The 17,722-nt window shown below is 59.9% G+C and carries 15 protein-coding genes; all 15 read left to right on the top strand.

The window, feature by feature from the left end; genetic code table 11:
• Position 1 precedes the first annotated feature (1 nt).
• The 15 genes from H8K11_04845 to H8K11_04915 all read left to right on the top strand — a co-directional run bounded on the left by H8K11_04845 (position 2) and on the right by H8K11_04915 (position 17,615).
• Entirely contained in the window at positions 2–1,129 is a 1,128-nt protein-coding gene (locus H8K11_04845) for a sulfotransferase (GenBank protein MCS6263064.1), read from the top strand.
• An 18-nt stretch (positions 1,130–1,147) separates the two neighbouring features.
• Positions 1,148–2,194 carry a putative sugar O-methyltransferase gene (locus H8K11_04850; protein MCS6263065.1) on the top strand — a complete coding sequence of 349 codons (1,047 nt, stop codon included), beginning with the start codon at positions 1,148–1,150 and terminating at the stop codon, positions 2,192–2,194.
• Complete coding sequence (locus H8K11_04855) at positions 2,194–2,886, top strand: acylneuraminate cytidylyltransferase family protein (GenBank protein MCS6263066.1); 693 nt, start codon at positions 2,194–2,196, stop codon at positions 2,884–2,886. The genes H8K11_04850 and H8K11_04855 overlap by 1 nt, the downstream gene beginning before the upstream one ends.
• On the top strand, positions 2,879–3,925 hold the full coding sequence (locus H8K11_04860; GenBank protein MCS6263067.1) for an N-acetylneuraminate synthase family protein: 1,047 nt from the start codon (positions 2,879–2,881) through the stop codon (positions 3,923–3,925). The genes H8K11_04855 and H8K11_04860 overlap by 8 nt, the downstream gene beginning before the upstream one ends.
• Complete coding sequence (gene neuC, locus H8K11_04865) at positions 3,922–5,073, top strand: UDP-N-acetylglucosamine 2-epimerase (hydrolyzing) (GenBank protein MCS6263068.1); 1,152 nt, start codon at positions 3,922–3,924, stop codon at positions 5,071–5,073. Before H8K11_04860 ends, neuC begins: the two co-directional genes overlap by 4 nt.
• A gap of 14 nt (positions 5,074–5,087) precedes the next feature.
• Positions 5,088–6,086: an NAD-dependent epimerase/dehydratase family protein gene (locus H8K11_04870; protein MCS6263069.1), complete on the top strand. Its 999-nt coding sequence runs from the start codon at positions 5,088–5,090 to the stop codon at positions 6,084–6,086.
• Positions 6,087–6,215: 129 nt separating this feature from the next.
• Positions 6,216–7,805, top strand: a complete 1,590-nt coding sequence (locus tag H8K11_04875) for a hypothetical protein (protein MCS6263070.1) — start codon at positions 6,216–6,218, stop codon at positions 7,803–7,805.
• A gap of 48 nt (positions 7,806–7,853) precedes the next feature.
• Positions 7,854–9,809 carry an asparagine synthase (glutamine-hydrolyzing) gene (gene asnB, locus H8K11_04880; protein MCS6263071.1) on the top strand — a complete coding sequence of 652 codons (1,956 nt, stop codon included), beginning with the start codon at positions 7,854–7,856 and terminating at the stop codon, positions 9,807–9,809.
• Entirely contained in the window at positions 9,810–11,018 is a 1,209-nt protein-coding gene (locus tag H8K11_04885) for an acyltransferase (protein MCS6263072.1), read from the top strand.
• Between the two features lie 16 nt (positions 11,019–11,034).
• Positions 11,035–12,270 carry a glycosyltransferase family 4 protein gene (locus tag H8K11_04890; protein MCS6263073.1) on the top strand — a complete coding sequence of 412 codons (1,236 nt, stop codon included), beginning with the start codon at positions 11,035–11,037 and terminating at the stop codon, positions 12,268–12,270.
• Positions 12,260–13,105, top strand: a complete 846-nt coding sequence (locus H8K11_04895) for a methyltransferase domain-containing protein (GenBank protein MCS6263074.1) — start codon at positions 12,260–12,262, stop codon at positions 13,103–13,105. Before H8K11_04890 ends, H8K11_04895 begins: the two co-directional genes overlap by 11 nt.
• On the top strand, positions 13,102–14,412 hold the full coding sequence (locus tag H8K11_04900) for a hypothetical protein (GenBank protein MCS6263075.1): 1,311 nt from the start codon (positions 13,102–13,104) through the stop codon (positions 14,410–14,412). Before H8K11_04895 ends, H8K11_04900 begins: the two co-directional genes overlap by 4 nt.
• A gap of 131 nt (positions 14,413–14,543) precedes the next feature.
• A complete protein-coding gene (locus H8K11_04905; GenBank protein MCS6263076.1) occupies positions 14,544–15,323 on the top strand; it encodes a class I SAM-dependent methyltransferase in 780 nt (259 codons plus the stop codon).
• Between the two features lie 33 nt (positions 15,324–15,356).
• Positions 15,357–16,499 (top strand): glycosyltransferase, encoded by a 1,143-nt coding sequence (locus tag H8K11_04910; GenBank protein MCS6263077.1) that lies wholly within the window; start codon positions 15,357–15,359, stop codon positions 16,497–16,499.
• 51 nt (positions 16,500–16,550) lie between these two features.
• A complete protein-coding gene (locus H8K11_04915; GenBank protein MCS6263078.1) occupies positions 16,551–17,615 on the top strand; it encodes a glycosyltransferase family 4 protein in 1,065 nt (354 codons plus the stop codon).
• Positions 17,616–17,722: the final 107 nt, after the last annotated feature.

Below are 17,722 nucleotides of genomic sequence, written 5' to 3' on the forward strand. Positions count from 1 at the left end.
CGTGCTGGTTGGTATTTTCGGCGCCGGTCGCAACGGGTCGTCGCTCCTCATGCGGCTGCTGGACGGCAGTCCGGGCCTGTGGATCTACCCGATCGAACTGAACTATTTGCGCAGTTTCGCGCCGCGTTCGCTGAGAAGCGCCGTGAAGCGGACGTTGGCCTCCTGCGCGTCGCACCTGTCTGGGCAGGCGGATGGGACGTTCGAACAACGGCAGCGGCAGTTGTTTCGAGCCTGGGTAGCCGATCAGCTGGATGAGCTCAAGCAGACCTATCTGGATAAGCTGGTACAGCCCATTACTCCCGACGGCGTTCCACTCGAGCGCATCATGGCGCATATCACCGGCGATGCGAAGCACGACCTGGAATCCTATCTGGACGCGATCCGTCTCTGTTACGACCAGCGGACATTGCCGACGCCGCCGCTGCTGATGTTCAAGTCGATCGAAGTCTCGAATCTTTCCCGCTACCAGGCCATGTTTCCCGGCATGAAATGTATTCATATCATGCGGCATCCCTATTCCAATTACAGCTCGCTCAAGCGCACGGACATGGTCTTGAAGCAAAAGCCGTTCTGGTTTCAGGGCGGCGACATTCTCCGGTTGCAACTGGAGTCCCGCTGGATTCCCCATGCGGAGTTCACGTTGCAGGGCCTTACAACGGAGCCGACCCGGCATTATCTCGTTCGCTATGAGGATATCTGCGATTCGCCGACCCGCACGGTCACGGATATCTGTTCCTGGCTGGGCGTCGCGCCTCCCGAAGAGCCGACGGTCCAAACGGTCCTGGGAGGTCGGCATACCAAATCGCTGCCGATCAATTCCAGCCTGAAAGGCGTGGAGACACCCGCGGAGGTCGTGTCCGATATGGCGAAGGCCTATGGGTACGATGACATCCTGACCGAGCGCGAGCGGAATTTGATTTTGCTCCGGACCTATCAACTCGGTCGCCGGCTGGGATATTTTTCCGAACAGGATGCCGCGCAGGTCCCGGCCAGGCTGCCGCTGTTCCTGCAATGGTTGGCTCCGGACCAATGGGAGTATATGAACGCCTCCTCGAAGTTCCGGTTGGCACGCGCCCTGATTCAGCGCCGGCTCTATCTGTGCCGGGTCCTGCTCTCGCCGCATGCGTAGCCGGCGGAATGACGCGATATGAAATTTGCCGTTCGCGATAAGACGATGTTTCAGACGGCGTTCTCGCCTTCCCGCGAGGAGGCGCGCACATTGCTGGATTACGTGCGGTATCTGTGGGAGGAGGAGGTCGGTGCCCGCATCGCGGCGCATCCGCTGTATCGACCCTCGGACCTCTGGAAACACTGGGCGGGACAGACATTTACAGGATTCTCGCTGGACACCATTCTGTTGCAAGGCGGTCATGCATTTCCGTCCTCCGTCGAAGTCGGGTTGAGCGGAGAGGGGGCGGGAAACACATCGCGCTGGCGGCGCTGTCTCGGCGCGTTATTCGGCGGCAAGGAAGCCGCCCGCATCCGGCAAGGCCGGGATCCAGTGCAATTGCAGCGGCGGTTCCGGCAGTTTTATCCGCATGTGGCCGTGTGTCCGGAGCATGAACGCTGGTATGCGTGGCATCCGAATCCCTATTTCCGATGTTTGGAAGCCTATGTGTTGCGGGAGAAAAAACCGCTTCCGGAACAGATGCTGGAAGTCGGCGCGGGGGCCTGTGTCAACGTGGCCTTCTATCGGAGTCTGAATCCGTCCCTGCGCACGACGATCATCGACCTTCCGGAGACGATCATGTTCGGATATTGTTTCCTGAAAAGTGTGTTTCCTGACATCCGGATTACGTTGCCCCACGAGGTTGGATCGCGGCAGGTCGATGAGCGCACGGATGTCCGGTTTCTGTTGCCGACGCAGGTCGACTTGGTGCCGGACGACAGCATGGATTTCTGTTTCAACATGTCCTCGTTCCAGGAAATGACCATCGACACGGTGAACCATTATCTCCGTTTCATGGCGCGGACGCTCAAGCCGGGCGGGACACTTTTGTCGGTGAATCTGGAAACATCGCGCTATCTGGAAGGGAATGCGTTGAACCACTTCGACTTTTCCCTGTACCATGCGACACCTCGGGTGCAGCCGGCCCCGTTCGGGACGGACTTGGTCGGTCATATCCCCGGGTTGCGCATGGTGCACGCGGAAGTGGCGAATTCAGCGCGGACGCCGGAGGCAGCGCGGCTCTGATGCATGTCCTGGCTGTCATTCCAGCTCGCGGGGGGTCGAAATCGATCCCCTTGAAAAACATTCGTCCGTTGAGCGGCACGCCGCTGTTGGCGTTTACGATCCAGGCCGCCAAGCGCTCGACCTATCTTGATCGATGTGTCGTCTCCACCGACCATCCGGATATCGCCAGAGTGGCGCGAGACTACGGCGCGGAGGTCATTGAACGGCCGGCAGATCTGGCGACCGACCAGGCCCCGACCGAATGGGCCCTGTTGCATGCCCTGGAGGTGCTGGCCAGGCAAAGTTATCGGCCGGAGTTCGTGGTCACTCTGGAGCCGACCTCTCCGCTCAGGTCCACGGAATTGATCGATCGCTGCATTGCCGAGGCGATCCGGCATCCGGAAATGGATTGTGTGATGACGGTGGCGGAGACACGGAAGTGTTACGGTCGTTTGCAGGACGGCCGGTTCGACTATCTCTTTCCCGATCAGCCGCGCCGGCGGCAGGAACGCCAGCCCTTGTATGAGGAGAGCAGCACGGTGTATGTGACCAGAACCGAGGTGCTGGAACGGGACCGATCGGTGCTGGGCCGAACGCGGTACGGGGTGGTCGTCGAGGATCCGCGCGAAGCTATCGATATCAATGAGCCCCTGGATTTTATTGTGGCGGAGGCGGTGCTGGCGCAGCGTCTCACGGAGGAGCAGCATGGTTGAGATCGAATCCATTCCCATCGGCCCCTATCGCATCGGACCAAACCACTCGCCGTTGGTGATCGCGGAGGCAGCGGTCAATCATCAGGGCGATTTCGAGACGGCCAAACGCATGGTGTATATCGCGCATGCGATGGGTGCCCATATCATCAAGTTTCAGATTCATGTTCTGGACAACGAGATGCTTCGAGAGACCCCGCAATCGGCGAACTTTGCCGAGCCCCTTTATGTGACCCTGGATAAAACCAATCTGTCGATCGATCAGCATCGTGAACTGAAGCGACTCTGCGAGTCCCTGGGCATCCTGTATCTCTGCACGCCGTTCAGCCGGATCGGCGCGGATATGCTGGAAGAGCTCGGGGTGGCTGCGTACAAGACCGGGTCCGGTGAATTGACCAATCTGCCGCTGATCGAACATATCGGCCGCAAGGGCAAACCGATGATCGTCTCGACCGGGATGTGCACGATCGAAGAGGTGGGAGAGACGGTTGCGTTGTTGCGGCAATTGAAGACCCCGTTTGCCCTGACGCATTGTGTTTCCGCGTACCCGACGCCCTACGATCGGGTAAACCTGGGCATGATCGCCAGGTATCGTGAGCTCTTCTCCGTGCCGGTCGGCTTGTCGGACCATTCACGAGGGATTTATACCGGTATCGGGGCGGCCGCCTTGGGGGCCTGTCTGATCGAGAAGCATTTCACACTCGACCGGCAGCAGCCGGGACCGGATCATCCCGTGTCGATCGAACCGGATGAATTGAGTGAGCTGGTCAAGGGGGTGGATGCGGTGTTCCGGGGACGGGGGGCCGAACGGAAGATTTTTCCTGAGGAGCGTGAAATCGTCGCCTGGGCGCGCGAGAGCGTTGTGTCGGAAGTCGCGATCCCGCGCGGCACGGTCATTACGCCGGCAATGGTCTGGGTGAAGCGGCCGAGCCCGGGGCCCGGTGCGGTGGCGGCGAAAGATTTGAAGAAAGTGATCGGGAAGGTCGCCAAAACAGATATTCCGAAGGACAGTCAGATTCGCTGGGAGCAACTGAACGCATGAAGCCGAGGAAGATCGCCGTCCTGTCCGAGGCCCGGGCCACGTACGGCTATGTCAAACGGGTGATGCACTTGATCGAACAGTCCGAGCGGCTGGAGTTGCAGCTCATCGTGACCGGCATGCACCTGTTGAAGGAATATGGATCGTCGATCAATGAAATCGTGCGGGACGGGTTTACGCCGGCCGCCCGCGTCGACATGTATGTGGGTGGGGATACACCGACGGCCTGGTCGAAATCGCTGGGCGTCGAGATGCAAGGCCTCGCGCAGGTGTTCGACATGCTGAAGCCGGATCTTCTGCTGGTCGCGGGAGACCGCGCCGAGATCCTGGCGGCGACGGTTGCGGCGGTCTATATGAATATTCCGGTTGCGCACATTCAATCCGGCGACCTGTCCGGCCATATCGATGGGTCCGCCCGTCACGCCATTACCAAGCTGGCTCACATCCACCTTCCGGCTTGTGAAGATTCTGCCGAGCGGGTCCGGAAAATGGGTGAGGAACCCCGGCGGATTTTCAACGTCGGCGCTCCGCAACTGGACGACGTCGTGCACGGCAAGAAGATGGACCGCAATGAATTGGCGAGGGTCTTCGGGGTGGATTTCGAGAAGCCGGTGTTGCTCGTCATCCAGCATGCGGTATTGGCGGAAGTGCATCTGGCCAAGCAGCAGATGGAAGAGACGTTGGCCGCTGTGAAGGACAGCGGCTATCAGGCGCTCGTGATCTATCCCAACGTGGATGCGGCCGGACAGGAAATCATCGGCGTCATCCGGCAGTACGAGCAGGTTCCGACGATCAGAACGTTCAAGAATCTGGAGCGGGAAGTGTTTCTCAGCCTCCTGACCGCAGTGTCGGTACTCATCGGCAATTCCAGCGTCGGCATTCTGGAAGCGCCGTCGTTCAAGTTGCCGGCGTTGGACATCGGGAGCCGCCAGACCGGCCGTATGCGGGCGTGTAACGTGATCACCGTGCCGGAATTCGACCGTCGGCTGATCGGCCGGGCAATCGAGCGGGCGTTGCACGACGGCCAGTTCCGGGCCACACTGAAGACCTGCGAGAATCCCTACGGCGACGGCAACAGTTCGGAACGAATCTGCAAGGTACTGGAAGAGGTCGATCTCGGCAGCATCCTCAATAAACAGATGACGTACTAGAGGACATATCGCGTATGAACGCTCCTGTGTTAGTGACCGGCGGAGCCGGCTGTATCGGAATTCAAGTCTGCCGTGAGTTGGATCGGCGCGGTATCGAGGTGCATCTGCTGGATTTGGGCGAACAGATCGCCCGTGTCAGGAAGGCACTGCCGGAAAAAGCCAAGGTGTTTTACGGCTCGATTCTGGACATCTCCTCGATTCGCGAGGCGATGGACGGCTGCGGGGCGGTCATTCATTTGGCCGCGCTGCTGGGTGTACGACGGACGGAGGTCAATCGCTTACGCTGCCTCGAAATCAACGTGGACGGCACGAAACGGGTGCTGGACTGTGCCATTCAACACCGGATCAAGCGGCTGGTGTTCGCCTCCTCGTCGGAGGTCTATGGCGAGCCCATCGAGAATCCCATCACCGAAGACACGATCACGCAGGGGAAAACCGTCTATGCGGTGAGCAAACTCGCCGGCGAAGAACTTTGTATCGGGTATGCGCAACGCTATCCTGAATTCGAACCGGTCATTCTGCGCTTCTTCAATGCCTACGGCCCCTATCAGGCCGCCCAGTTCGTCCTGCCCAAGTTCATTCAGAATGCCATGACGGGGAAGCCGATCGTGATCAACGGCAGCGGCGATCAAATCCGGTCCTATTGCTACGCTGAGGATACCGCCCGGGGCGTTGTGGAAGCCCTGATCAGGCCGGAAGCTGCCGGTCAGGTGATCAATCTCGGCAACAGCGACCGTCCGATCTCATTGAAACAACTGGCGGATCTGGTGGTCAAGGCAAGCGGAAGTTCCTCGGTGGAAATCAAATATGCCGCCGACTTTCAAGGGACTGACCGTCACGCGAGCCGAGAAATTCATCGCCGCTATTGTTCCGGCGAAAAGGCGAAGCGGCTATTAGGATTTGAGTCGCGTGTGCCGTTGGAAGAGGGCATCCGACGGATCATTGAAATGAACAGCATTTTTGAGAAATGGGAAAGCACCGAGTTGCCGTACCTGATCGATGAAATGACCTGACAGGAGACCGCACCTCGTCCGCGCGCCTTCATGACCCATCGCAACTGGAAAACGTCTCTCAAGCGCGTCCTTTCTCGCGTCCACGTGCTTCCCGCCGCCCGCGCTCTTCAGTATCATCTTCGAAAGAGTGTGGATCGCGCGTTCCGTGATCAGGAAGCCGGTCTCGATCAAGCATTTCGACGGTTCGCCGCTGACTACGGGGCCGCGTTTCGCCGTGCCGCGCCCACGGAATCCTCCGACAATCAGCGGGTGCTGGTGGTCAGTTCGGGGTCCTTGGGTCAGTTGGTTGAGATCGCTCTCGTCACGGCGTTCCGGTTGGCCGGCTATCGGCCGGTGATCTTGACGGACTATGACCGGTGGATGGGCGCCTATTACCGCGAGATCGGTGTTCAAGAGCATCTGTACTGGGATGAGTGCTTCCGGCAGGTGCCGATGGCCGAGGCTGTGCACTTGATGGCATCCATCGGTTCCTTCGAGCAGCTGATCAAGACCGACTATTGCGGTGCCCGGGTCGGGAAGTATGCGGCCTCGACGGTATTGCGCCACTTGCGGGTGGGACGGCTCGATCTTTCAGACCGGAGTGTTCGCGACGCGCTCCTGCCGTTTCTTCATCGCGCCATGTGTTATGCCAGGACTGCGGAGGCCATCGTCGAAACCCTTCGACCGCAACTCGTGCTGTCCGTGGATACGGGGTACAGCCCGCGCGGAGAACTGTTCGATCTCTGTCTGGCCGCCGGCATCGACACGATTACGTGGAATGCCGCGCACCGAAACAATCAGTTGATGCTCAAGCGCTACAGCCGGAGAAACCGCGAAGTCCATCCGGCCTCGCTGTCGGCTTCCACGTGGAGTGAACTGCAAGCCAAACCGTGGACGGAGGCGGATCGTAATCTCCTTCGGCACGAACTGGTCGGCAGCTATACCAGCGGTGAATGGTACAGCGAGGTGGGTACCCAGTTTCACACGAAGCTGGAAGATCCCGCTGAGGTTCGGCGCACCTTAGGCTTGGAGGATGGAAAGAAAACCGTCGTCATCTTTCCGCACATCTTCTGGGACGGCACCTTCTTCTATGGAACCGATCTGTTCGAGAGTTACGAAGAATGGTTCGTGGAGACCATGAAGGTGGCCTACACGAATCCTTGCGTGAATTGGATCGTCAAGATTCACCCGGCCAACATCGTCAAGAACATGAGAGACGGAGTCGGGTCCGAGCCGTCCGAGCTGACGGCGATCCGGTCGCTTGGCGGGAGTCCGCCGCCGCATGTGCGCATCATTCAACCCGACAGTCGCCTGAGTACCCTTTCCCTGTATTCCGTCATGGACTATTGTGTGACGGTTCGTGGAACCGTGGGGATTGAAGCGGCCAGTTTTGGCATTCCCGTGTTGACGGCGGGGACCGGACGATACGACCGCCTTGGGTTCACCGTCGACTCCGAATCGAAAGGTCAGTACCTGGCCCGTTTGGCCCACATTCAGGATCTTCCTTCGCTCACGGCCCGGGAGCGCGAGTTGGCGGAGCGGTTTGCCTATGGCGTGTTCATCGCGCGCCCCCTGACGCTGCGCACGGTGGCGTTGGAATATCAGCGCGATGCCAAGGCGAGTTTGCAGACCAGGGTCTGCCTGCCGAAAGGGCAGGACCTGCGCGCGGCGGCCGATCTCAGCGCGCTCGCTGCGTGGATTCAATCCGGACAGGAAGATTTTCTCTCGCCGCATGCCTAACACGAGTCCATTACTCTGCAGTCCACATCACAGCTCGAGGTGGTCCTCATGTGCGGCATAGCCGGAATGGCGGGGCCCGGAGCCGCTGAGGTTGTCCGCACCATGACCGGTGCGCTGGTCCATCGTGGCCCCGACGACGGCGGTCACTACGACGATCCTGCGGCCAGGCTCTGCCTGGGCATGCGGCGGCTCAGTATTCTGGATCTCGCGCACGGCCACCAGCCGATGGCGAATCCCGAGCAGTCGGTGTGGATCGTCTACAACGGCGAAATTTTCAATGCCCCGGATCTGCGACGCGGACTTGAGGAACGCGGGCACCGGTTTCACACGGCGAATTCCGATACCGAAACGCTGTTGCGATTGTACGACGAGAAGCAGGAGGGCATGCTGGCGGAGTTGAACGGCATGTTCGCCTTCGTGCTCCACGACAAGCGGCGCAACGTTTTATTCGGCGCGCGGGACCGGGTGGGGATCAAGCCGCTGTATTATGCCCGGCGGCCCGATGCGTTTGCGTTTGCATCGGAACTGAAGAGTCTGCTTCGGATGCCCGGCCTTGCTCGTACGCTCGATGAGAGCAGCCTTTCCCACTACCTGACGCTGCGGTTCGTTCCGGGGACGGCTTCCATCATCCGGGGCGTGTCTCGGCTTGCGCCGGGTCATTGGTTTCGCTACGACTTGAAGACCGGCCGATTCGAAACCCGCTCGTATTGGCGTCCTTCATTCGCGCCGCAAGAAGATCGGTCGGTGGGGGAATGGAGTGAGCTGGTTCGAGCCGAGTTGGGGGCCGCGGTTCGTCGTTGGAGTCTCAGCGATGTGCCGATCGGCTGCTCGTTGTCCGGTGGATTGGACTCCTCCAGCATCGTCGGACTGTTGGTCGAGAGCGGTCATCGGCAGCTTAAAACCTACTCGCTCGGATTCGTAGGGGAGGGCGCCGCTGAGCTCGATGAGTTACCGCTCGCGCGAGCGGTCGCGCAGCGCTGGGGGACCGACCATCATGAATTGGTCCTCCAGCCGGAGGACCTGCTGCGTGACTTGCTCAAAATGGTGTGGTCGCTGGATGAACCGTACGGAGGTGGGCTGCCGTCCTGGTATGTGTTTCAGTTCATGCAGCAAGACGTCAAGGTCGGGATGACGGGAACCGGCGGTGATGAATTGTTCGGCGATTACGGGCGGTACATTCAGCTGGAACAGCGGACTTCGCCGGGGACGCAGGCCGGCCCGCTGCCGGTGTGGCTGGAGCGAGGCTGGCCGTTCGTTGCGTGGCTGGTCGATCATCTTCCGCATGGCATCGGAGGTTTACGACGGAGGGAGCGGTGGCGTCACTATCCGCAGCTACGGCGCGATCCGTTCGGATGGGACTACGTGCAGGCCTTCTATTACCTCTCCGAGTCGATGAAACGGAACGCGGTCCTGGCGCCTCCGCCGGACGGGAGAATCATTCAGGACACGGTGGAACTGTTGCGAGAATACTACCGGGAATCCCAGAGTGAGCAGCCCCGGGATGCCGTGATGCATCTGGCGATGCGGACGCAGTTGCCGGAAGAGTTCCTGTTTATGACCGATCGGTTCTCAATGGCCCATTCGTTGGAGGCACGCGTGCCGTTTTTGGATCACCTGTTCGTCGAGGCGGTCATGCGTATTCCGGCCCAGATCCGGACGAGGCCGGAAGACCCTAAGTATTTGCTCCGGCAGGCCGTGCGCGATCTGTTGCCCGATGACCTGCTGCATGCCCCGAAGCGCGGGTTTGTGATCCCCACGGCCCGGTGGTTACGCGGACCGCTCCGTCCGCTGGCTGAACGGCTACTTGCGCCCGCCAGGCTGGCCGAGCAGGGATTGTTCCGACCCGAGTTTTATGCGCGGTTCGTTCAACCCCATGTTGAAGGCCGGGCGGACTACCACCCGCAGGTCTGGACGGCCCTCATGTTTCAGCTGTGGCACAATCTGTATATCGAACAGGCACTGACCGAATGTCCGAATTTCTCCTGGCAGGAGCTCTGCAGCTAGATGACCTTCTCGAGATCACCGGCGGGAAAGGGCAGCGCGGCTGTGGCCGATCGACACGGATCCGCTTCCGGTCGGGTAGCCGATAGGATGCAGGGTGAACAGGGTCCTGGTGCATACAAGGTATTCGGGATCTACCGCTTTGTGCTGGCCCTGCTGGTTGTGTTGAGTCACACCTGGGAGTTTGCCTTCGAAGCACCCGAGCGACATTTCCTGTCGTCTCTCGGGATCGGCAACATCGGAGTGATGACGTTTTTTATACTGTCGGGTTTTATTATTTCCGAAGCCATCGATCGGTTCTACTGGGGTCGGCCGTATAGCTTCCTGGGCAACCGGTTCTTACGATTGATCCCCCCGTTTTGGGCGGCCATAGGGGTTTCTGTGATCGTTCATGCGGCGCTGATCAACCACGGCGCCCGTGCTCTACCGGCTGCGTATTTTCGTGCTGACATGCTCTCCGTCGAAACCGTCCTCGTCAATCTGACGGAGCTCATCCCGATTCTGAACGTGAATAACCTCATCGGCTTGAAGGAGTATTATCACTTTGTCAGCTACGCCTGGGCCGTGTTCATAGAGGTCATGTTTTATCTCTCGGTATTCGCGATATGTCTGGTGTCCGGGCGAAGGTTTATCGGCAGGTACGCGTCTGCCGGTTTTCTGTTTTATTGCATGGGAGGGGGAATTCTTCTGGCGCATCTGTGCCATGAATATGTGCACAAGCTCTACAGGCCCTTGTCGTTCGTTCCCTATTTTTTGCTCGGCGTACTCTTGTATAGACTGAGAAAACGAGCCGGTGTGGTGGAATGGACGGGTGTCGTGGTGGTTGCCCCTCTCATGCTGCTGCATTTTTCCCGCTATATTCAGGGCGAGGTGCCTCTCGATCATGCCTGGGTCGCGAACCTCATGACCGCCAGAGGGCTGACAGCCCTCGTGCTCCTTGTGATGGCGGCAGTACTCATCTATCCTCTCTCCTATGCCGGCGCAGGACTTAGATTGAAGAACGCAGACCGGTGGTTTGGTGACCTCTCATACCCGTTGTATTTGAATCATTATGTCATCGTCGTCGGGTTCGCGACTCTGTTGGAGGCGAAAGGTGCCCGGTATCAGCTGGCGGCGATTCTCCTGTCTTTGGCGCTCGCCTACGGGATGAACGTCGTGGTGGAGGCCCCGCTCAGGCGGATTCGCAACAGTATTCGCGGGGTGGCGCTCTAAGCCCGCCGCACGGTGTATGAACATTCTCCATCTCAGCACAGAGTACAACCTGGGCGGGTCTGGCCGGGCGGCCTATCGAATTCATTCGAGCCTCATGCGGCGGGGCCATACCTCGCGTATGCTTGTTTCGGGGCTGGTGCATGGTGCTTCGGACGCGGGGCCGATTTGGGGCAGCATGTCATGGCGCGCGGCGGATTGGCTGGCGCGCCGGGCGACCGATGCCTTGAGTCTGCAGTATCTGTTCCTGCCTTCGTCCTGGCGGTTGCTGCGCCATCCCTGGTTTCAGGCTGCCGATGTCGTACAGCTTTATAATACGCACGGCGGGTATTTCAGCCATTCCGTGTTGGGCGTCGCCAGTCGGCGCAAGCCGTTTGTCTGGCGTCTGTCGGACATGTGGCCCCTGACCGGCCATTGTTGTTATTCCTATGATTGCGACCGGTGGAAAACAGGATGCGGGGCCTGCCCGTTGTTGAAGGACGAGCCTGCCTTGAGGGCGGATCGGACGGCGCTGCTGTGGCGAACGAAGCAGCGTATCTATGCCGATGCGAATGTGACGTTGGTGGCGCCGTCGCGATGGATCGCCGGGCTGGCTGAGCAAAGCCCGCTGGTCGGGCATTGGCCGGTGCGAGTGATTCCGAACGGTCTAAACCTGAGCGTGTTTCGACCGATCGATCGAGCGTCGGCCCGAGCGGTATTAGGGCTCCCGCAAGATGAGGATCTCGTATTGTTCAGCTCCGTGGAGACGCAGGCCTATCGCAAGGGCGGCACCTTCGTCACAGAGGCTGTGAACGCCCTCAAAGGGAAAACCCGGAAGCCGTTTCGCCTGTTGGTGGTCGGGAACCGCGCCAGTGAATGGGAGACCGCCGTGACTGTGCCCGTGACGGCCATCGAGACCGTGAAAGACGACCATCTGTTGGCGATTCTCTACTCGGCGGCGGATGTGTTCGTCCATCCTGCCCTCGCGGATAATCTCCCGAACGGTGTGCTGGAAAGTCTGGCCTGCGGCACTCCGGTGGTGGCCTTCGACGTGGGTGGTGTCGGGGAAGCCGTACGACCGATGGAGACCGGTTACCTGGCGCGCGACAAGGATGCCGGCGACCTGTCGGAGGGCATCAAGTGCCTCCTGGACGATCCTGATCTGCGGCGACGACTGCGCACACGGTGTCGTGAGGTTGCGGAAACCGAGTACGATATGGCGTTGCAAACACAACGGTTCGAGGAGTTGTATAAGACGGTGATCCATGGCCGATAGCCGGGCCGTGAATTTCCCCGAAACCTCCTATGGCATCGTGAAGCGGCTGCAGACGATCGAGGCATGGACGGCCGGAGTTGCGCAGCGACTGGGCACTCCATCGCTTTCGATTCTCGATTTCGGGTGCGGCACGGGCGATCATGTGACCTATCCCCTGGCCTGTCTTGGCCATCGCGTGCTGGGGGTGGACATGCATGAGCCGTCCATTCAGGAAGCACAACGAAGATATCCGCTGCCGAACCTTTTGTTTCAAACCGGCCGGCTCGAGTCGTTGATCCAGGAAGGGGTGGCCGTCGATCTGATTATTTGTTCGGAAGTCCTCGAACATCTCCAGCAGCCACAAGACTGTCTCAGCCTCCTACGGCGTCTGTTGAAGCCGAACGGGGCGTTAATCATTACCACCCCCAACGGCTATGGATCGTATGAAATGTTCTGTCGCCTGCAACGAGGTCTGACCAGAATCGGGATCGATCAGGTGCTTCGCCGCCTGGTGCATGCGCGGCGGGCGATGCAAGCCCGATCCGTTGAGGCGGCTGCGCCGGTGCAGACCGCGCTCCAACAGGAGCAGGTCGGATTTTTAAATTTCGAATCCGGCCATGTGCAGTTTTTCCGGGTGCGGCATCTCCTGGACATATTCGCCGCGGGCGGCTTTCGCGTGACGGAACGGCAGGCCAGGACCTTTCTCTGCGGGCCGTACATCGATGTGCTGCTGCGCGTGCCGCCGTTTCGGCAGGCGCTCTACCGATTGAACAATCGAGTTGCCGACTGGCTGCCGTTTTCGTGGTCCGCCGACTGGATGTTTCTCCTCGAGCCGGCTGAAAAGAGGATCGGGTGACGCAGGACTATCCTCGAATTCTGGTGGTGACGGGGAACAATTTCAATCTCGTGACCGGCGGCGGCATCACGTTGACCAATCTGTTCCGCGGCTGGCCGGCTGATCGACTCGCCAATCTGCACGATGATGCGACTCCGGTGGACCGGACGGTTTGCCGGAATTTTTATCGTCTGACAGAGCAGGAAATCCGCTGGGTCTGGCCCTTCTCGCTGGTCAGACGATCGTACGGGCACTTCAAACGTCGCTCCGCCGGGACGCCGGAATCCGCCGGTACCCAAGGTGTGTCCGCAGGCACGTCCTCCATCGAGCTGGCCAGACGAGTCATCGGTGACAGCGTGCCCAAACGCGCCCACCTCACGAGCGAACTGACGGCGTGGGTGAATGAATTTCAGCCGACGCTCCTCTATGGATTTCTGGGTTCTCTGGAGCAGGTGGATCTCACGCGGCAGCTTGCGAAGCGATGGGCGATTCCCCTGGTGGTGCATATGATGGATGATTGGCCGGCGGTGCTGCACACCGGCGGCTTATTGGGGCCGGTCGTGGGACCCATTTTGCGTCGTGAACTGAAGGCGACGCTCCGTGAAGCCACGGCCAGGTTCGCCATCTGCGAGCAAATGTGCGAAGAATATCAGCAGCGCTATGGTTATCCTTTTCTGCCGTTTCAGAACGCTCTGGATGTGGAACGGTGGTTGCCGGATTCTCGAACCGACTGGAAAGCGGGGACGCCGTTTGTCCTGCGCTATGTCGGATCCATCGTGCCGGACGGACAGCGTGACAGTCTGAGAGACATCGCTCGTGCCGTTTCCCGGTTATCAGCCGACGGCATCGACGTGCAGCTCTGGATTCATTCACCGGCCCACGAGTCCGCGTATCTTCGCGACCTGTCCTCTCCGGCCGTTCGAATCGAAGGTCCGCCCGATCCTGAGTCGATCGCGCGGCTGCTGGCCGGAACGGATCTGCTGGTCCTGCCGTACAACTTCGATGCGCGAAGTGCCCGGTACATTCGGCTCTCCCTTCCGACGAAGGCGCCGGCGTATATGATTTCAGGAACGCCGATTCTAGTGTATGCTCCCGGCGACGTGGCGACCGCGCGTTATGCGACACAGGAAGGCTGGGGATATGTCGTGGCAACTCGAGGTGAAGAAGCGGTCATGTCGGCTGTTCGAACGCTCATGCAGCATACATCGCTCCGCGAGCAGCTCGGCCGACGTGCCCGTGAGGTCGCCGTGGCGCGACATGATGCGTCGGTGGTCAAAGCTGCCTTTTGGACGGCGCTCTGCGAAGCCTCTCGACAGAGAGGTGCTTAGCGGCGGCCGGCGATCCTTGTTGCGATGTCGAGGGGAATTTCATCGGCCCACCCTGGGACTCCTTGCGCGGGGGCGGTCGTCGTGAATCGGCTCACGGTAGAGGTATGAACGGGGAAGGCACGAAAGAAACTATGCGGCGATCATCAGTGCAAGAGGATAACGAAGACGTCCGCCGGTATTGGAACCAGGAGGCTTGCGGCACCGCCCGCCCAATCGTGGGTGAGGTGCCGGAACTCAGTCGCGAGTGGTTCGAGCGGATCGAATCCTACCGCTATGAGCTGGAGCCCTTCATCCATTCGGTCGCGCAATTCACCCGTCACCACGGTCAACGTATGCTGGAGATCGGGGTCGGTGCCGGGACCGATCATCTGCAATGGGCGCGAGCCGGCTTGGACTGCCACGGGGTCGATCTGACCGAACGGGCTATCGAGGTCACACGCGCGAGGTTGGCGTTGTATGGATTGACCAGCCATCTGCAACGGATCGATGCTGAAATTCTTCCCTTCCCCGATCAGTCCTTCGATCTGGTCTATTCCTGGGGCGTCATTCACCATGCGGAGCATCCCGAGCGCATCATCGCCGAAGTCCGACGAGTGCTGAAACCGAATGGCCTGTTCATCGGCATGTTGTACGGGAGACATTCACTGGTTGCCCTGAAGTTGTGGGTGAAATATGGTGTGCTCCGCGGGCGTCCTGACAGAACGCTGGCGGATGTGGTCGCCCAGCATATGGAAAGTCCCGGTACGAAGGCCTATACGCTTCGTGAAGTGCGGGAGTTGTATGGGCAGTTTTCTCAGGTGACCGCCACTCCGGTGTTGACGCCCTATGACAAGTTGCGGCTACCGGCCTGGCTGACGCAGTGGCTGCCAGCCCGATGGGGGTGGTTCATCTGCATTCATGCGGTCAAATAAGTGGAGCAAGGACATTCGACACAAAAGATTCTGATGGCCTGCGCCAATTACTGGACGACTCCGTTCCAAGTGGGAAGCCACCATCTGGCGCGCGGCTTCGTGAATGCCGGATGGACGGTTGGTTTCGTGTCGGATCCCATTTCTCCGCTGCATCTCCTGGGGCATGCGCGGAAAGAGCTGGCAAGCAGGTTCCAACTGTATCGACAGGGTGGCCTGTGGGATCTCGGCAAGAAACTCTGGGCCTATGTTCCGGGAGCATTGGCCACTCCTCGGAATGAGCCCCTGCTTCGCAGTCGCGCGCTTGAGCGTGGCTGGGCCCATCTGACCTGGCCGTCGGTCGGCGGGGTGGTGCGGAACCACGGCTTCGGTGATGTCGATCTCCTGTACTGCGATAGCCCCAAGCATCTGTCCTGGCTCTCTCATGTTGCTCGTGTGCGAACCGTGTTTCGCGTTGCCGATAACACCTCGGGGTTCGGACGCACGACGCCCGCCGCCCGGGCTGCCGAGCGTGAACTGGCTGCCGCCGCCGATCTGGTGGTGTACAGTGCGGAGACTTTGAAAGAGTATGTGGAAGGCCTGAAGCCTCGTCGCATGGCCCATTTGCCGAACGGTGTGAATTTTTCCCACTTTGCGAGACCTGATGTGCCCGTTCCGTCCGAGTATGCCTCGATCCGCCGTCCCGTTGCGGTCTACGCAGGCTATATGGACGCCTGGTTCGATTACGCGCTGGTGAATCAGCTTGTGGCGGCATTGCCGGACGTCTCGTTCGTCCTCATCGGGGGAACTCCCCATGCCCATGCCAGGTTCGCGCCGGCGGCCAATTTGCATTTACTCGGGCCCCGGCCGTTTTCACGGTTGCCGGAATATTTGCGGGCTGCGGATGTGGGGCTCATTCCGTTCGACGTGCGGAACCACCCGACGTTGGTTCATAGTATCCATCCCTTGAAGCTCTATGAATATCTCGCGGCAGGGCTGCCTGTGGTCGCCACCCGTTGGCGGGAATTGGAGCGGCTGCAGAGCCCGGCGACGCTCTGCGAGTCCGCCGAGCAGTTTGTGACGGCGATCGAAGGCTGCGTCACTCGCGAGCCTCAGCGGGCGCTCTACCGCGCGTATGCGGAACAAGCCGATTGGAAACACCGCGTCTCGCGGTTGCTGCAGTTGGCGCAGTCCGGTTGACCGAGAGGAGCGTGGCGTATTCAACGAGGACCCATCACCATCGACATGCGAATGGTGCAGTCCGCGGGCATCGGGACATACCTGCAAGAACTTGTTCCACGGTTGTTCAAGGTCTTGTTCAATCCGACCTTTTGTCTGCTCGGTCAGGCTGATCTCCTCCGCGGTTTCAGCTGGACTCAGCATCCGAATATCAGGATCATCGATTGCCGGGCGGGGATTTATTCGTTACGCGAGCAGGTTGAGCTCCCGCTGCGGATTCCCCGCGATACCACCCTCTATTGGTCCCCTCACTACAATATTCCATTGTTGTACCGAGGGCCTCTCTTGGTGACGGTCCACGACACATTTCACCTGGCGATGCCGCAATTCGTGGACGGGTGGCATCGACGGGCCTATGCGCGCCTGATGTTTCGAGCCGTACGGGCCAAGGCGGCCGCCATTGTGTGTGTCTCTCAATTTGCCAGGGACCAACTCGTGCAGTTCATTCCCGAGGGACGGCAGGAAATCATCGTGGTGCATAACGGGGTGGATGTTTCATGGTTCGCGCCGGTGCCTGGCGGGACGCCCCACGGGAAACCCTACGTACTCTTCGTCGGAAGCGTCAAGCCGCACAAGAACCTGTCCCGTCTGCTGGAGGCATTTGCCCTGGTGCAGAAGCACATTCCGCATGACCTGGTGATTATCGGTCGCCGGGAGGGCCTCATTACCGGCGACGCGTCGGCGATGGCGATGGCCTCCGCCATGGGCGATCGAGTGATCTGTGTCGGCGAGTTGGAGCATGGAGATGAATTGCTCCGTCGCTACTATCGATACGCGGATGCCCTGGTGATGCCCTCTCTCTATGAGAGTTTCGGCCTTCCGGCACTGGAGGCGCTGGCGTCCGGCTGTCCGGTCATCGTCTCCCGCGTCGCGGGGTTACCCGAGGTCTATGGAGAAGGCGCCATGTACTGTGATCCCTACGACCCGTCCGATATTGCGGAATGCATCCGCCTCATGGTGAGTGATCGCGGGGTGCGACAACAGTACCTCACTGCCGGGCAGGCCGTGGCCACACAGTACGATTGGGACACCACAGCAGAAAAGCTCGCTGCCGTCGTGTGCGCTGCCCGCCTGTGAGGCGCCGATGGTGAGGCATGCCGGTCAGCCTGAACTGAACCCCATCGACCCGATATCCCTGAGGTTTCCAATGCCGGCGGGAGGACGTTCGTTCAGGGCGCACATCG

The organism is Nitrospira sp., assembly GCA_024998565.1.
Taxonomy (GTDB): Bacteria; Nitrospirota; Nitrospiria; order Nitrospirales; family Nitrospiraceae; genus Nitrospira_A.

Excerpts from the sequence above, each read along its gene's own strand:
- H8K11_04915 (MCS6263078.1), top strand. The coding sequence starts at position 16,551 with ATGGTGCAGTCCGCGGGCATCGGGACATACCTGCAAGAACTTGTTCCA.
- neuC (MCS6263068.1), top strand. The coding sequence starts at position 3,922 with ATGAAGCCGAGGAAGATCGCCGTCCTGTCCGAGGCCCGGGCCACGTAC.
- H8K11_04860 (MCS6263067.1), top strand. The coding sequence starts at position 2,879 with ATGGTTGAGATCGAATCCATTCCCATCGGCCCCTATCGCATCGGACCA.
- asnB (MCS6263071.1), top strand. The coding sequence starts at position 7,854 with ATGTGCGGCATAGCCGGAATGGCGGGGCCCGGAGCCGCTGAGGTTGTC.
- H8K11_04885 (MCS6263072.1), top strand. The coding sequence starts at position 9,810 with ATGACCTTCTCGAGATCACCGGCGGGAAAGGGCAGCGCGGCTGTGGCC.
- H8K11_04890 (MCS6263073.1), top strand. The coding sequence starts at position 11,035 with ATGAACATTCTCCATCTCAGCACAGAGTACAACCTGGGCGGGTCTGGC.
- H8K11_04895 (MCS6263074.1), top strand. The coding sequence starts at position 12,260 with ATGGCCGATAGCCGGGCCGTGAATTTCCCCGAAACCTCCTATGGCATC.
- H8K11_04855 (MCS6263066.1), top strand. The coding sequence starts at position 2,194 with ATGCATGTCCTGGCTGTCATTCCAGCTCGCGGGGGGTCGAAATCGATC.
- H8K11_04910 (MCS6263077.1), top strand. The coding sequence starts at position 15,357 with ATGGCCTGCGCCAATTACTGGACGACTCCGTTCCAAGTGGGAAGCCAC.
- H8K11_04870 (MCS6263069.1), top strand. The coding sequence starts at position 5,088 with ATGAACGCTCCTGTGTTAGTGACCGGCGGAGCCGGCTGTATCGGAATT.
- H8K11_04905 (MCS6263076.1), top strand. The coding sequence starts at position 14,544 with ATGCGGCGATCATCAGTGCAAGAGGATAACGAAGACGTCCGCCGGTAT.
- H8K11_04850 (MCS6263065.1), top strand. The coding sequence starts at position 1,148 with ATGAAATTTGCCGTTCGCGATAAGACGATGTTTCAGACGGCGTTCTCG.